The 15267-nt window shown below is 66.4% G+C and carries 13 protein-coding genes and 1 pseudogene; 8 read left to right on the top strand and 6 right to left on the bottom strand.

Annotated features, from left to right (window positions below; translation table 11 throughout):
* Window positions 1–121: pseudogene (locus tag HR9077_RS21905) on the bottom strand (Hsp70 family protein); the annotation flags it as partial.
* Window positions 122–139: 18 nt separating this feature from the next.
* Here HR9077_RS21905 and HR9077_RS22140 point away from each other — a divergent pair.
* Window positions 140–484 carry an EamA family transporter gene (locus tag HR9077_RS22140; RefSeq protein WP_244613144.1) on the top strand — a complete coding sequence of 115 codons (345 nt, stop codon included), beginning with the start codon at window positions 140–142 and terminating at the stop codon, window positions 482–484.
* Here HR9077_RS22140 and HR9077_RS10170 read toward each other — a convergent pair.
* Complete coding sequence (locus HR9077_RS10170; RefSeq protein ID WP_136066892.1) at window positions 423–1394, bottom strand: esterase-like activity of phytase family protein; 972 nt, start codon at window positions 1392–1394, stop codon at window positions 423–425. The two genes, HR9077_RS22140 and HR9077_RS10170, sit on opposite strands and share 62 nt — an antisense overlap.
* A 280-nt stretch (window positions 1395–1674) precedes the next feature.
* Here HR9077_RS10170 and HR9077_RS10165 point away from each other — a divergent pair, with 280 nt between their 5' ends.
* Window positions 1675–2571: a DMT family transporter gene (locus HR9077_RS10165; protein ID WP_136066891.1), complete on the top strand. Its 897-nt coding sequence runs from the start codon at window positions 1675–1677 to the stop codon at window positions 2569–2571.
* Here the strand turns inward: HR9077_RS10165 and HR9077_RS10160 are convergent.
* From HR9077_RS10160 to HR9077_RS10150, 3 genes are read right to left on the bottom strand one after another with little or no spacing between them, the layout of a single operon-like run.
* Window positions 2549–3298, bottom strand: coding sequence for an ABC transporter ATP-binding protein (locus HR9077_RS10160; RefSeq protein ID WP_136066890.1), 750 nt, complete (start codon window positions 3296–3298; stop codon window positions 2549–2551). The two genes, HR9077_RS10165 and HR9077_RS10160, sit on opposite strands and share 23 nt — an antisense overlap.
* A complete protein-coding gene (locus HR9077_RS10155; protein ID WP_244613140.1) occupies window positions 3292–4365 on the bottom strand; it encodes a FecCD family ABC transporter permease in 1074 nt (357 codons plus the stop codon). Before HR9077_RS10155 ends, HR9077_RS10160 begins: the two co-directional genes overlap by 7 nt.
* On the bottom strand, window positions 4355–5482 hold the full coding sequence (locus tag HR9077_RS10150; RefSeq protein WP_136066889.1) for an ABC transporter substrate-binding protein: 1128 nt from the start codon (window positions 5480–5482) through the stop codon (window positions 4355–4357). The genes HR9077_RS10155 and HR9077_RS10150 overlap by 11 nt, the downstream gene beginning before the upstream one ends.
* 329 nt (window positions 5483–5811) lie before the next feature.
* Between HR9077_RS10150 and dapB the strand changes: the two genes are divergently transcribed.
* The 4 genes from dapB to greA all read left to right on the top strand — a co-directional run bounded on the left by dapB (window position 5812) and on the right by greA (window position 11841).
* Window positions 5812–6630, top strand: a complete 819-nt coding sequence (gene dapB / locus HR9077_RS10145) for a 4-hydroxy-tetrahydrodipicolinate reductase (RefSeq protein ID WP_136066888.1) — start codon at window positions 5812–5814, stop codon at window positions 6628–6630.
* A 307-nt stretch (window positions 6631–6937) separates the two neighbouring features.
* On the top strand, window positions 6938–8083 hold the full coding sequence (gene carA, locus HR9077_RS10140) for a glutamine-hydrolyzing carbamoyl-phosphate synthase small subunit (RefSeq protein ID WP_210725906.1): 1146 nt from the start codon (window positions 6938–6940) through the stop codon (window positions 8081–8083).
* Between the two features lie 54 nt (window positions 8084–8137).
* Window positions 8138–11368, top strand: a complete 3231-nt coding sequence (gene carB / locus HR9077_RS10135) for a carbamoyl-phosphate synthase large subunit (protein WP_136066886.1) — start codon at window positions 8138–8140, stop codon at window positions 11366–11368.
* Window positions 11365–11841, top strand: coding sequence for a transcription elongation factor GreA (gene greA, locus HR9077_RS10130; protein ID WP_031385258.1), 477 nt, complete (start codon window positions 11365–11367; stop codon window positions 11839–11841). Before carB ends, greA begins: the two co-directional genes overlap by 4 nt.
* A gap of 104 nt (window positions 11842–11945) precedes the next feature.
* Here greA and yhbY read toward each other — a convergent pair whose 3' ends face one another.
* Window positions 11946–12272, bottom strand: a complete 327-nt coding sequence (gene yhbY, locus HR9077_RS10125) for a ribosome assembly RNA-binding protein YhbY (protein WP_136066885.1) — start codon at window positions 12270–12272, stop codon at window positions 11946–11948.
* A 214-nt stretch (window positions 12273–12486) separates the two neighbouring features.
* Here yhbY and rlmE point away from each other — a divergent pair, with 214 nt between their 5' ends.
* Complete coding sequence (gene rlmE / locus HR9077_RS10120; RefSeq protein ID WP_136066884.1) at window positions 12487–13161, top strand: 23S rRNA (uridine(2552)-2'-O)-methyltransferase RlmE; 675 nt, start codon at window positions 12487–12489, stop codon at window positions 13159–13161.
* Between the two features lie 91 nt (window positions 13162–13252).
* Window positions 13253–15220 carry an ATP-dependent zinc metalloprotease FtsH gene (gene ftsH, locus HR9077_RS10115; protein ID WP_136066883.1) on the top strand — a complete coding sequence of 656 codons (1968 nt, stop codon included), beginning with the start codon at window positions 13253–13255 and terminating at the stop codon, window positions 15218–15220.
* The last annotated feature ends 47 nt before the right edge of the window (window positions 15221–15267 follow it).

Below are 15267 nucleotides of genomic sequence, written 5' to 3'. Positions count from 1 at the left end.
TCTTGTCACCGCGCGCCTTGTCCATGCCATAGGCCAGCGCGGCCGCGGTCGGCTCGTTGATGATGCGCTTGACCTCGAGCCCGGCGATGCGCCCGGCGTCCTTGGTGGCCTGGCGCTGGGAGGGGGCTTGATTGCCCTCGTGGGGCTGGCGCGGGGTGGTGCTGATGATCTGTCGCGACTGACGCCGGGCGATGCGCTGATACTGATCTACCTGGGGCTGTTCTCCAGCGGCCTGACGTTCTGGCTGCAGCAGCGCGCCACCGCCGTGCTGACGCCCGGGGCAGTGACCGCCTACAGTTATCTGGTGCCGTTCGTGTCGATGCTGCTGCTGTTCGTCAACGAGCCGCAGCAGATGGACTGGAGATGGCTGCCGGGCAGCCTGCTGGTGACGCTGGCGATCGTGCTGCTGCTGAGGCGCGACGTCACTCAGCGTCGGGCGGCGGCAGCTCGAAACAGCTCAGCAGAGTCTCCTGGGCGAAGCTGAAGTTGTCGTCGCTGACCATCAGGAAGCGATGGCCGGGCAGCGCCGTCAGTCCCTCGAAATTGTCGAGCCGCCAGCCCTCGCCGGTCGACAGCCGTGCCAGGGTCGTCACCTCGAGCCGGGCATTGCTGGCCAGACTCACCTGACGCAGGCTGATCACCAGCGGTGCCGGCGGGGCAAAGGCGCGTTCCAGCGCCAGCAGACCGTCGCCGTAAGGGGCCAGCGCGGTCAGCGCGCTGCCGGCCTCGTCGGCCAGGGGATAGCGCCATTCGGCCCCGGAGTCGAGCGCGAACAGCCGCGTCACGCCGACTTCGTTACCCCTGGGCGGGCTTTCCAGGCCGACGATCACACCCTCGCTCGGGTGGCGGGCCATCGCCTCGGGACCGCTGTTGTCACCGGCGCCACGCAGTCCACCGGGATACAGCGCCTCATCGACGGCACGGCCGTTGGGATAGAAGCGCTGCAGCCGCGTGTCACCCTCGAAGCCGATCAGCAGCACCGTGTCGCCACGCTTGCCGTTGTCCGCGCGCTGCAGGATCAGCGACTCGGCGTCGGCGGTGCGGGCCTCGAAGGCATCGCCGTGGCCGTCGCGCAGCACATAGGTCTTGAGCGGATCGAGGGCGATCAGCTCGCCCTCGCGAAAGCGTGGTCTGACGCGATGCAGCCAGCCGCGATCCGAGACGAGATAGAGCAGCGATTCGTCGGCGTCCCAGGCCAGGTCGGAAAGGCCGCCGACCGGGGTGTCGTCCTGCCACTTGCCGGGCAGCGCCAGGCTGCCGCACCACTCGACCGTCGCGGCCGGCTGCGTGACGTTGTCGGTCATCAGTCGGGTCTGGCGCGCCTCGCGGGCGCAGCCGGCCAGCAGGCCCAGGATCAACAGCAGGGTGGCCGGGTAAGAGGGACGATGGGGCATGGCGACTCCGCTGACGGCAGGTGGGTTTCGTCGGGGCTTAGTCCTTGAGCCTAGAGTATGGGCGCGACACGTGCATGACAGACGCCCCGGGGTCGCATTGGTATACTGCCGGCCGGTTCGCTGACGCCCGGGGCGTTGCGTGGGCTCGCCGGACGGCGAACGTCCGGCGTGGCATTCGCTCAGTGGCGCAGCGGCTTCTCTCCGGTCACCCGGCACGGGCCTGGAGGCCCTTCATCGTCAGCCTGCATTCGGCTCTCGCTCAGGACGGTAGACAAGCAAGATGGATGACATCTCGGGCCGGCCCCTGGCCGGCATTCTGCTTCGGCTGATGTCGGGGCTGCTTTTCACGGGCATGATGGTGTGTGTCAAGGCGGTCAGCACCCAGGTGCCGCTGGGGCAGACGGTCTTCTTTCGCTCGACCTTTGCGCTGCTGCCCATCCTGGCGTTCATGGCCTGGCGGCGGGAGTTCCCGAGGGCCCTGGCCACGCGGCGCCCGCTGGGGCACCTGTTGCGCTCGGGGCTGGGGGCGGCGGCGATGTTCGCCTCCTTCGCGGCGGTGGCCCGGCTGCCGGTGGCCGAGGCCACGCTGCTGGCCCAGCTGTCACCGGTGGCCATGGCCGTCGGTGGCGTGATGCTGCTGGGCGAGCGCTTCAGCCTGCACCGAGCAACGGCCCTCGCATTGGTGCTCACCGGTGTGGCGGTGCTGGTGCTGCCCGAGTTGAAGGGCCCTCAGGTGGATGGGCGTGTGCTCGGGTATGCGCTGGGCATCCTGGCCGCCCTGCTGACGGCGGGGGCGCTGCTGACCGTGCGGCGTATCTCGCGCACCGAGACCGCCGCCTCCATCGCCTTCTACTTCGTTCTGGTCACGGCCCTGGCCGGGCTGGCGACCCTGCCGCTGGGGTGGGGCGAGGTGGCCTGGCCGACCCTGGGATTGCTGGTGCTTTCGGGGCTGTTCGGCGGCGCGGCGCATATCTGCATGACCTTGGCGCTACGCTTCGCCGAGGTCTCGCGCCTGGCGCCCTTCGAGTACGTGGCGCTGATCTGGCCGGTGCTGGCGGACCTGTGGCTGTTCGGCCAGCCCCTCTCGAGCGGTTTCCTGCTGGCCCTGCCGCTGGTGCTGGGTGGCGCCGCCCTGGCGGCCTTCGAGGGGCGGCTCAGACGGCCGCTTCGACGATGAGCTGCGGGCGGCCCTGGGAGCAGGGTTCGATGCGGGCTTCGACCTGGAAGGTCTGCCGCAGCAGGGCCGGCGTCACCACCTGCGCTGTCGGCCCGCAGGCGACTAGCCGGCCGCTTTCCAGCACCAGCGCCTGATCGGTAAAGCGCAGCGCGTGGCCCAGGTCGTGCAGCGAGGCGACGACCAGCATGCGTCGCTCGCGGGCCAGCCGGCATAGGATGCCGAGCAGACTGATCTGACGGTGCAGGTCGAGCGCCGAGGTGGGCTCGTCGAGCAGCAGTATCTCGGGGTCCTGAACCAGCGCCTGGGCCGCACTCACCAGCTGGCGCTGTCCGCCGCTGAGATCGCCGATGTCGCGCTCGCCGAGCGCGGCGATTCCCAGCTCTTCCAGGGCGCGATCCACCGCCTGCAGGTCCTCGGAGCCGACCCTGAGGCTGCGCCCCTGCATGCGCGCCAGCAACACCGACTCATAGACCGTCAGTACTGCGTTGGCGCCGCTCTCCTGGGGCATGTAGGCCACCGGACGTTCGCGGGTCGCGCCGTCGATACGTACCTGGCCATCCCCCTCGAGCAGGCCGAGGATGCGGCGAAATAGCGTCGACTTGCCGGCCGCGTTGGGGCCCAGCAGGGCCACGACCTGGCCGCCCGCGAAAGCGGGCGTGGTGATTTCGGCAAGGATCTGGCGCCGGCCGTAGCGGGCCGACAGGCGGTCGAGGGTCAGGGTTACCATGAAGCCTTCTTGTGACGGAGCACCAGGAACAGAAAGAAGGGAATGCCTACCAGCGAGGTGATGATGCCGATGGGGATGATGGTGCCGGGCAGGATGACCTTCGACAGCACCGAGCCCACCGAGAGGATCAGGGCGCCGCAGAGCGCCGAGCCCGGCAGGAAGAAGCGCTGATCCTCGCCCAGCAGCAGGCGGGCGATATGCGGCCCGACCAGGCCGATGAAGCCGATGGTGCCGACGAAGGCCACCGCGATGGCCGCCAGCAGCGAGACCAGCACCAGCACCTCCAGGCGCAGCGCGCGGGGGTTCACGCCCAGGCTCTCGGCCTTGGCGTCGCCCAGGCGCATGGCGGTGAGCGCCCAGCCGTGCCGCGCCAGCAGCGGCAGCACGGCCGCCAGCACGCCGAATGCGATCCACAGCTTGGGCCAGGTTGCCTTGGTCAGGCTGCCCATGGTCCAGAACACCACCGCGGACACCGCCTGCTGGCTGGCGAAGAACTGGATCAGCGCCATCAGCGAATTGAAGATGAACACCATGGCGATGCCCAGTAGCACGATGGTCTCGATCGTCACCCCGCGCCGCATGCTCAGCAGGTGAATGGCGAAGGCGGTCAGCATGGCCATGACGAAGGCATTGATCGGAATGACGTAGTCGACCATGCCGGGGACCAGTGTCACGCCGAAGGCGAGCGCCAGGGCGGCACCGAAACTCGCTCCGGCCGAGATGCCCAGCGTGAAGGGGCTGGCCAGCGGATTGCTGAGGATGGTCTGCATCTGGGCGCCGGCGATCGACAGGCTGGCGCCGACGACCAGGGCCATCAGCGCCACCGGCATGCGGATCTCCCAGAGAATGACCCTGACCGGCTGGCTGACGGCATCGGGCGTGAAGATCGCGGCGATCACTTGCGTCAGGTCGAAGCGTGCCGGGCCGAGCGCCAGGTCGACGCACAGGCTCAGGCACAGTGCCAGGGCGAGTGCGGCGAGGATCAACTGGCGGCGAATGACCAGACGGCGGTAATGGCCGTGGCCCTCGAGGGGGCCGCTCGTGCCGGCGGCCAACTCACCGCTCACGGAGGGAGATCCAGTAGCCGGGCGCGTAGTCCACGGGCAGGAACCGCTCGTGCAGGGTGCGCAGGGTGGCCTCGGGGTCGAGATCGTCGAACAGCTCCGGATGGAACCACTTGGCCAGCCGCTGCACGGCGACGAAGTAGTAGGGGCTGTTGTAGAACTGATGCCAGATGGCATGGACGTTGCCGGTCTCGACGGCGCTGATGCCGGTCATGGCGGTGCGCTCGGTCAGCCCCTGGAGCTTCTCGCGGGCCGCGTTCATGTCGGCCCCCGGCCCCACGCCGACCCAGTCGCCGCCGGGCACGTAGGCGTCCCAATTGCCGCCCGTCACCACGACGTGGTCGGGATTGGCGGCGATGATCTGCTCGGGATTCAGGGAGCCGAAGGTGTTGGGAATGATGCCGTCGGCGATGTTGGCGCCCCCGGCGATCTCGACATATTCGCCGAAGTTGCCCGGCCCGAAGCTCATGCAGCAGTCTTCCGAGTAGCCCCCGGCTCGGTCGATGAAGATCTTGGGCCGGTCGGGGTCGGCGGCGGCGATCGTCTCCGTGACCCGGGCCATTTGTGCCTGGGAAAAGTCGATGAAGGCCTGCGCCCTGTCTTCCTCGCCCAGCAGGCGGCCCATCAGACGCATCGAGGGGATGGTGTGCTCGAGCGGTTTTTCGCGAAAGTCCACGTAGACGATGGGAATGCCGAGCTCGGCGAGCTTGTCGTCGTAGCCGGCGTCCTCGGTAGCGGCCCTGGCCTCGAGATTCATCAGCACCACGTCCGGCTGGAGGGTGGCGGCCTGCTCGACGTCGAAAGTGCCGTCCTTGAAGCCGCCGAAAGTCGGCAGGGCCTTCATCTCGGGGAACTTGGCGGCGTAGGCGGCGTAGTTGTCCGGATCGGCCTGGGAGAAATCCTTGCGCCAGCCCACCACATGCTCGAAGGGGGCTTCCGGTTCCAGCGCTCCCAGCAGGTAGATCTGGCGACCTTCGCCAAGGATCATGCGCTCCACGGGGGCGTCGACGGTGACCTCGCGGCCGGTGATGTCCGTCACGGTGACCGGGTCGGCCTGGACGGCCATGCTGCCAAGGGCGATGGCCGTGGCAGCGACGGCCTTGAGCGGTGTTATAGGCATAAGCGGGTGTCTTGCTCGTTGATGGGTCGCGTCGCAGTCCGGCAAGGCAGAGAAGGCCGGCGGAGTCGGCTGCATGTTGCGCATGATTCGTAGTTGCGGGCGCGCCAGTATGTCGTAATCGCCCTGAGCCGTCCAGGCGGGATCGGCGCGGCCCGGGCGGTTCGATGGAGAGCGCCGCGCAGCCGGCGGACGGCGCGAAGGGCCGGCGTGCGCGGGATCGAAGCCTCCGCAGCCTGCCGAGGTGATGGGCGCGGCGTGTCGGCAGTTGCTATACTGCCGCGGCTTTTCCATGAATTTTCCGCGACTTCCGCCATTCGCCTGGAGACCGCATGTCCTCTCACGCTCCCCGCATCGCCATCGTCGGCGCCGCCGGCCGCATGGGCCGTACTCTGGTCAACGCCGTCACCCGGGAACCGCAGGCTACCCTGGCCGCGGGGGTCGTCGCGGCGGACAGCTCGCTTGTCGGCGCCGACCTGGGCGAGCTGGCCGGTCTCGGCAAGCTGGGCGTGGCCGCCGGGGCCTCGCTGGCGGCGATCGCCGATGAGTTCGACGTCTTGATCGATTTCACCAATCCGGCGACCACGCTGGCCAATCTGGCCTTCTGCGCCGAACACGGCAAGGCGATCGTGATCGGCACCACCGGCCTGGCCGACGACGAGCTCGCCGAGCTCGACGGGTATCGCGAGCGGGTGCCCATGGTGTTCGCGCCCAACATGAGCGTCGGCGTCAACCTGACCCTCAACCTGCTCAGGACCGCGGCGACGGCATTGGGCGACGAGGGCTACGACATCGAGGTGATCGAGGCCCATCATCGCCACAAGGTCGACGCTCCCTCCGGTACCGCGCTGAAGATGGGCGAGGTGGTCGCCGAATCGCTGGGCCGCACGCTCAAGGAGCACGGCGTATTCGCCCGCGAAGGGCAGTGCGGGCCACGCAGCGGCGAGGAGATCGGCTTTGCCACCGTGCGCGCGGGGGACATCGTCGGCGAACACACGGTGATGTTCGCCACCGAGGGCGAGCGCATCGAGATCACCCACAAGGCCTCGAGCCGCATGACCTTCGCGCGCGGCGCGGTGCGCGCGGCCCGCTGGGTCGCCGGGCGCGAGGCGGGGCGCTACGACATGCAGGACGTTCTGGGGCTGACCTGAGGCCTTCCCGGGGCGCTCGCCGCTCGCAAGACTGGCCTCGCCGGGCGAATTTGGGTAGAATCCAGCCAATTTGGCCGGGCCGGGAGACGCTTCGAGGGGCCTGGCCGGCATGGCAACCTGGCGATTGGCAAGGCCGCCGATGTGAAAATGCGGACAACAACAAGCGGGATGGAACCGGTCTTCTTCGGGTTTCGTCCCGCTTTTTTACGACCTGAGTGTCCGTGAGCATGGGCTTGCGGATACGCGGAGAAACGTTTGGGGCGGCACGCCGTGCTGTCTTGCGAAGTGAGCACTGGAGGACGTTGCGTTGACTAGACCCGCGATACTGGCCCTGGCAGATGGCAGCGTATTTCACGGCAGCGCCATCGGCGCCGATGGACAGACCAGCGGCGAGGTGGTTTTCAACACGGCCATGACCGGCTACCAGGAAATTCTTACCGACCCCTCCTATACCCGGCAGATCGTCACGCTCACCTATCCGCATATCGGCAACACCGGCATCAACGAAGAGGATGTCGAGTCCGCGCGCATCAGTGCGGCGGGGCTGGTGATTCGCGACCTGCCGCTGATGGCCAGCAGCTTTCGCAGCCAGCGGACCCTCGACGACTATCTCAAGAGCCAGAACGTGCTGGGTATCGCCGACATCGACACGCGCCGGCTGACCCGCATCCTGCGCGACAAGGGCGCCCAGGACGGCGCGATCCTGGCCGGTCCGGCAGCCTCCGGCGACGATGCCGTCGCGCGGGCGCTGGCGGCGGCGCACGAGTTTCCCGGCCTCAAGGGCATGGACCTGGCCAAGGAAGCGAGCTGCACCAGCGTTCACGAATGGAGCCAGGGCGACTGGACGCTGGGCGAGGGCTACGCCGATGCCGCCGCCTGTGAGCGGCCCTTCCACGTGGTCGCCTACGATTACGGCTGCAAGCACAATATCCTGCGCCTGCTCGCCGCGCGCGGCTGCCGGCTGACCGTGGTGCCGGCGCAGACCCCGGCCGCCGAGGTGCTGGCGATGAAGCCCGACGGGGTGTTCCTGGCCAACGGCCCCGGCGATCCCGAGCCCTGCGACTACGCGATCCGGGCGATCGCCGGGATCCTCGAGATCGATACCCCGGTGTTCGGCATCTGCCTGGGGCATCAGTTGCTGGCGCTGGCTTCCGGCGCCAGGACGGTGAAGATGAACCACGGCCACCACGGCGCCAACCACCCGGTCCAGGATCTCGACAGCGGTCGGGTGATGATCACCAGCCAGAACCATGGCTTCGCGGTCGACGAGACCAGCCTGCCGGCGACGCTGCGCGCCACCCACCGTTCGCTGTTCGACGGCACCCTGCAGGGGGTCGAGCGTACCGACCGGGCGGCATTCAGCTTCCAGGGCCACCCCGAGGCGAGCCCCGGGCCGCGCGACGTGTCGCCGCTGTTCGATCGCTTCGTGCGGGTCATGCGCGAACGCCGCTGAGCCGCGCCCACTGTATACGCGTCGCCGTCTGTCACTTTTCTAGCGGGAATCGTCATGCCCAAACGTACCGACATCCAGAGCATCCTGATCATCGGCGCCGGCCCCATCGTCATCGGCCAGGCGTGCGAGTTCGACTACTCCGGCGCCCAGGCCTGCAAGGCGCTGCGCGAGGAGGGGTATCGGGTCATCCTGGTCAACTCCAATCCGGCGACCATCATGACCGACCCGGTGATGGCCGATGCCACCTACATCGAGCCGATCACCTGGCAGACGGTCGAGAAGATCATCGCCAAGGAGCGCCCCGACGCGCTGCTGCCGACCATGGGCGGCCAGACCGCGCTCAACTGCGCGCTGGATCTCGATAAGCACGGGGTGCTGGCCGAGTACGGGGTGGAGTTGATCGGCGCCAACGCCGACGCCATCAACAAGGCCGAGGATCGAGACCTGTTCGACAAGGCGATGAAGAATATTGGCCTCGAATGCCCCAAGGCCAAGGTCGCGCACTCCATGGGCGAGGCCTGGGAAATCCAGGCCGAGCTGGGCTTTCCGACCATTATCCGCCCCTCCTACACCATGGGCGGCTCCGGCGGCGGGGTGGCCTACAACAAGGAGGAGTTCGACGAGATCTGCACGCGCGGCTTCGAACTCTCCACCAACCACGAGCTGCTGATCGACGAGTCGCTGCTGGGTTGGAAGGAGTACGAGATGGAGGTCGTTCGCGACAAGAACGACAACTGCATCATCATCTGCGCCATCGAGAACTTCGACCCGATGGGCATCCACACCGGCGACTCGATCACCGTGGCTCCGGCGCAGACGCTGACCGACAAGGAATACCAGATCATGCGCGACGCCTCGCTGGCGGTGCTGCGCGAGATCGGCGTCGAGACCGGCGGTTCCAACGTCCAGTTCGGCGTCGATCCCGATACCGGGCGGATGGTGGTGATCGAGATGAACCCGCGGGTGTCGCGCTCGTCGGCGCTGGCTTCCAAGGCCACCGGCTTCCCGATCGCCAAGATCGCCGCCAAGCTGGCGGTGGGCTACACCCTGGATGAGCTGCAGAACGACATCACCGGTGGCAAGACCCCGGCCTCGTTCGAGCCGTCGATCGATTATGTGGTCACCAAGATTCCGCGCTTCACCTTCGAGAAGTTCCCCCAGGCCAACGACCGCCTGACCACCCAGATGAAATCGGTGGGCGAGGTGATGGCGATCGGCCGCACCTTCCAGGAATCGCTGCAGAAGGCATTGCGCGGGCTGGAGACCGGCAACGACGGGCTCGATCCCAAGGTCACTGATTTCACTGAGGCCAATCTGGCGCTGATCAAGGGCGAACTGCAGGCCGCCGGCGCCGAGCGCATCTTCTTCATCGCCGATGCCATGCGCGCGGGGATGAGCGTCGACGAGATATTCGCGCTGACCAACATCGATCGCTGGTTCCTGGTCCAGCTCGAGGATCTGGTGCGCACCGAACAGTCGCTGAGCGAGCGTTCGCTGGGCGAACTGGACGGCCCTGCGCTGTTCCGCCTGAAGCGCAAGGGCTTCTCCGACGCGCGGCTTTCCAGGTTGCTCGGCGTCTCCGAGAAGGAGTTCCGCAAGACCCGCCAGAAGGCCGGCATCCGGCCGGTCTACAAGCGCGTCGACACCTGTGCGGCGGAGTTCGCCTCGCATACCGCCTACATGTATTCCACCTACGAGGAGGAGTGCGAGGCCGAGCCCAGCGACCGCAGGAAGATCATGGTGCTGGGCGGCGGGCCCAACCGCATCGGCCAGGGCATCGAGTTCGACTACTGCTGCGTGCACGCGGCGCTGGCGATGCGCGAGGACGGTTACGAGACCATCATGGTCAACTGCAACCCGGAAACCGTCTCCACCGACTACGACACCTCCGATCGTCTCTATTTCGAGCCGGTGACCCTGGAGGACGTGCTGGAGATCGCCGACAAGGAGCAGCCGGTCGGGGTGATCGTCCAGTTCGGCGGCCAGACACCGCTCAAGCTGGCCCGCGAGCTCGAGGCCGCCGGGGTGCCGATCATCGGCACCACGCCGGACGCCATCGATCGCGCCGAGGATCGCGAGCGCTTCCAGCAGATGATCGACAAGCTCCGCCTCAAGCAGCCGCCCAACGCCACCGCGCGCAGTTTCGAGGACGCCTTCGCCAAGGCCGAGCGGATCGGCTACCCGCTGGTGGTGCGGCCGAGCTATGTACTCGGCGGGCGGGCCATGGAGATCGTCTACGATGCTTCCGAGCTCGAGAACTACATGACCCATGCGGTCAAGGTCTCCAACGATTCGCCGGTGCTGCTCGATCATTTCCTCAATGCGGCGGTCGAGGTCGACATCGATGCGGTTTCCGACGGGACGCAGGTGGTGATCGGCGGCATCATGCAGCACATCGAGCAGGCCGGCGTGCACTCCGGCGACTCGGCCTGCTCGCTGCCGCCCTATTCGCTGCCCGCCGAGGTCCAGGACGAGATGCGCGCCCAGGTCAAGCGCATGGCGCTGGAGCTCAACGTGGTCGGCCTGATGAACGTCCAGCTGGCCTGGCAGGATGGCGAAATCTACGTTATCGAGGTCAATCCGCGCGCCTCGCGCACCGTGCCCTTCGTCTCCAAGTGCATCGGCACCTCGCTGGCGCAGGTCGCGGCGCGCTGCATGGCCGGGACGACGCTCGACGCGCAGGGCTTCACCAGCGAGGTGATTCCCGGCTACTACAGCGTCAAGGAGGCGGTCTTCCCGTTCAACAAGTTCCCCAGCGTCGACCCGATCCTGTCGCCGGAGATGAAGTCCACCGGCGAGGTGATGGGCTCGGGGGCGACCTTCGCCGAGGCCTTCTACAAGGCGCAACTGGGCGCCGGCGAGGCGATTCCGCCGCTTACGGGCGAACGCACGGCATTCCTGTCGGTACGCAACCCGGACAAGGTCGGCGTTATCGAGGTCGCGCAATCTCTGCTAGCATTGGGGTTTGATCTGATCGCTACCCGCGGAACCGCCCAGGCGCTCGACGAAGCTGGCTTGCCGGTGACGGCCGTCAACAAGGTCTTCGAGGGGCGCCCGCATATCGTCGACATGATCAAGAACGACGACGTGGCCTACATCGTCAATACCACCGAAGGCCGTCAGGCGATCAACGATTCCTCCGTGATCCGTCGCACCGCACTTGCCCACAAGGTCCCCTACGCCACCACGCTGGCCGGGGCGCGCGCCGTTTGCATGGCGCTCGAGTATGGCAATGAAATTACCGTGCGGCGGCTTCAGGAACTGCATGCAGGAGCAAGTACATGAACAAGGTCCCGATGACCGTGGCAGGCGAGCAGCGCCTGCGCGAAGAGCTCAATCAGCTCAAGGGAGTGGAGCGTCCTCGGGTGATCAATGCCATCGCCGAGGCGCGCGAACATGGCGACCTCAAGGAAAACGCCGAATATCACGCCGCGCGTGAGCAGCAGGGCTTCATCGAAGGGCGCATCCAGGAGATCGAGTCCAAGCTGTCCGCCTCTCAGGTGATCGACGTCACCCGGATGCCCAGGACCGGCAAGGTGATCTTCGGCGTCACCGTCGAGCTGATCAACCTCGACAACGACGAAGAGGTGCGTTACCAGATCGTCGGCGAGGACGAAGCCGACATCAAGGCCGGCAAGGTCTCGGTGACCTCGCCGATCGCCCGGGCGCTGATCGGCAAGGAGGAAGGCGACGTGGTGGGCGTCAGGACGCCGCGCGGCGACGTCGAGTACGAGATCTCCAGCGTCGAGCACCTCTGACCCAGCCATAAGCTTTAAGCCGTAAGCTGTAAGTCAAACCGTAACACCCCCGAGGTTCTGCCTCGGGGGTGTTTGCTTACAGCTCAAAGCTTATGGCTCGCGGCTCAGCGCCGCCCGTGATGCTCCTCGAAGCGGGTAATGTTCGAGAGCTTGGGGTTGGCCTTGGGATTGTGGCGGTAGAGCAGCGCCATCTTGCCGATGGTCTGGACCAGCTCGGCGCCGCTGTCGCTGGCCAGTTGCTCGGCTAGCGCGTTGCGCGCGTCGCGTTCGCCGATGGCGATCTTGACCTTGACCAGTTCATGATCGTTCAGCGCGCGCTCGAGTTCGCCCATCACGCCGTCCGTGACGCCGTTGTCGGCGATCGTCACCAGGGGCGAGAGGTGATGGCCGATGCTGCGGAATGCTTTCTTTTGTGCCTGTGACAAGCTCATGGTATCGTGATCGTTCCGGTTGGCGTGCGTAGGAGCGGCTGGTGCGGTCGGCGACGGATCGGTCCGTGTCGCGTCCACTGAACGCGCCATGGTAAGACGAAAGACGGGCGATGCAAAGCGCCTGAGCCGGATTACCCCACTCGTTGAGCCCTCGCTGCCAGAACCCCCGCTTTCGAACGATCCATCCCCGCGGGTGGATGATTCAGGTGATCGTGTGGCCCGAAGCACTTCCAGCAAAAGCGCTCAAAGCAACAGCCCCGCAAGCAGGGGCGCGACCGGCAAGAGCAAGGCCGGTTGGCTCAAGGAACATTTCGACGACCAGTACGTGCAGCGCTCGTGGCAGGATGGCTACCGCAGCCGGGCCAGCTACAAGCTGCTCGAGCTCGATGCCAAGGATCGCCTCTTCAAGCCCGGCATGACGGTGATCGACCTGGGCGCCGCCCCCGGCGGCTGGAGTCAGGTGGCCGCCGAGAAGGTGATGCCGGGAGGAGCGGTGATCGCCTCGGACATCCTCGAGATGGATGCGTTGGCCGACGTGACGTTCATCCAGGGCGACTTCACCGAGGAGGCAGTGCTCGAGGCGATTCTCGGAGAGCTGGACGAGCGACCGGTGGATTTGATCATTTCCGACATGGCGCCCAACATGAGTGGCATGGCCGCCATCGACCAGCCCAAGGCGATGTACCTGGTCGAGCTGGCACTCGATCTGGCCCGTCAGACATTGAGCCCGGGCGGGCGGCTGCTGACCAAGGTCTTTCAGGGGGAAGGCTTCGATGATTTCCTCGCTGACCTGCGCGGCAGCTTCGCCCGGGTGATGACTCGCAAGCCGGAGGCTTCGCGCGCTCGTTCGCGTGAAGTGTATCTCCTGGCGGATGGTTTCAAGCGCTGAGCTTGCAAAGCTGGTGGTGCACCCCCATTTGTGGTGTAGAGTCAGCTATGGGCACGCTTGGCAGACAGATTGATGCAATGAGGGTATTCCCTTGAACGATATGGCGAAGAACCTGATTTTATGGTTGGTCATCGCGGCGGTCCTGCTGACGGTGTTCAACAATTTCAGTGTCGACAGTTCCCCGCAGACGATGAACTACTCCCAGTTCGTCGAGCAGGTGCAGGAGGGGCAGGTCCGCTCGGTCACCATCGATGGCTATACCATCGCCGGTGAGCGTTCCGACGGCTCGCAGTTCCAGACGATCCGTCCCGCGGCGCAGGATCCCAAGCTGATGGACGATCTGCTGGCCAACGACGTCAGCGTGACCGGCAAGAAGCCCGAGGAGCAGAGTCTTTGGACGCGGTTGCTGATCGCCAGCTTCCCGATCCTGATCATCCTGGCGATCTTCCTGTTCTTCATGCGACAGATGCAGGGCGGTGCCGGCGGCAAGGGCGGGCCGATGAGCTTCGGCAAGTCCAAGGCCAAGCTGCTCACCAACGATCAGGTCAAGACCACCTTTGCCGATGTCGCGGGCTGCGACGAGGCCAAGGAGGAGGTCGAGGAACTCGTCGACTTTCTCAAGGACCCCAGCAAGTTCCAGCGCCTGGGCGGTCAGATTCCCCGTGGCGTGCTGATGGTCGGGCCCCCGGGGACGGGCAAGACGCTGCTGGCCAAGTCGATCGCCGGCGAGGCCAAGGTGCCGTTCTTCTCGATCTCGGGTTCCGATTTCGTCGAGATGTTCGTGGGTGTCGGTGCCTCGCGGGTGCGTGACATGTTCGAGCAGGCCAAGAAGCAGGCGCCCTGCATCATCTTCATCGACGAGATCGATGCCGTGGGCCGTTCGCGCGGCGCCGGCATGGGCGGCGGCAACGACGAGCGCGAGCAGACGCTCAACCAGTTGCTGGTCGAGATGGATGGCTTCGAGGCCAACGAGGGCATCATCGTGATTGCTGCCACCAACCGCCCCGACGTGCTCGATCCGGCGCTGACGCGCCCCGGGCGCTTCGACCGCCAGGTGGTGGTGGGGCTGCCGGACATTCGCGGTCGCGAGCACATTCTCGGCGTGCACCTGCGCAAGGTGCCGCTCGGTGAGGACGTCAAGCCGAGCCTCATCGCCCGCGGTACGCCGGGCTTCTCCGGGGCCGACCTGGCCAACCTGGTCAACGAGGCGGCACTGTTCGCGGCGCGGCGCAATCGTCGCCTGGTGGGCATGGAAGAGCTCGAGCTGGCCAAGGACAAGATCATGATGGGCGCCGAGCGCAAATCCATGGTCATGACCGAGAAGGAAAAGCTCAACACTGCCTATCACGAGTCGGGGCACGCGATCATCGGCCTGCTGATGCCCGAGCACGATCCCGTCTACAAGGTCACCATCATTCCGCGTGGCCGCGCGTTGGGCGTCACCATGTTCCTGCCGGAGGAGGACCGCTACAGCCTGTCCCGGCAGCAGATCATCAGCCAGATCTGCTCGTTGTTCGGCGGGCGACTCGCCGAAGAGATGACGCTGGGGCCGAACGGGGTGACGACCGGTGCCTCCAACGACATCAAGCGGGCCACCGAGCTGGCGCACAACATGGTCGCCAAGTGGGGCCTGTCCGCCGAGATGGGGCCGATCATGTACGACGAGGACGAGTCGCACCAGTTCCTCGGTGGCCCGGGCCAGGGCGGCGGCAAGCTCAAGTCCGGCGAGACCACGACACGGCTCGACAAGGAAGTGCGGCGGATCATCGACGAGTGCTACGCCCAGGCCAAGCAGTTGCTCGAGGACAACCGCGACAAGCTCGATATCATGGCCGAGGCGTTGATTCAGTACGAGACCATCGATGCCGATCAGCTCAAGGACATCATCGAGGGGCGCAAGCCGCGTCCGCCCAAGGATTGGGGGAACGATGACGACTCGGGCAGCGGTTCACCGGTAGCCGACAGCCAGTCCGAAACCGACGAAGGCAGCGGTGAAGACGAGGAAGAGCGGCCGAACCGCAAGCCCTCCGATCCGCTGGGTGGTCCGGCCGGGCACTGAATTTGTCCGGTCCGCCAGCAAGATGTCCTGTGCAAGGCGCCCCATGT

This window comes from Modicisalibacter radicis, assembly GCF_900961225.1.
Classification (GTDB): domain Bacteria; phylum Pseudomonadota; class Gammaproteobacteria; order Pseudomonadales; family Halomonadaceae; genus Modicisalibacter.
Note: the sequence above shows the minus strand (reverse complement) of the source record. Positions and strands in the feature narration are given on the sequence as shown.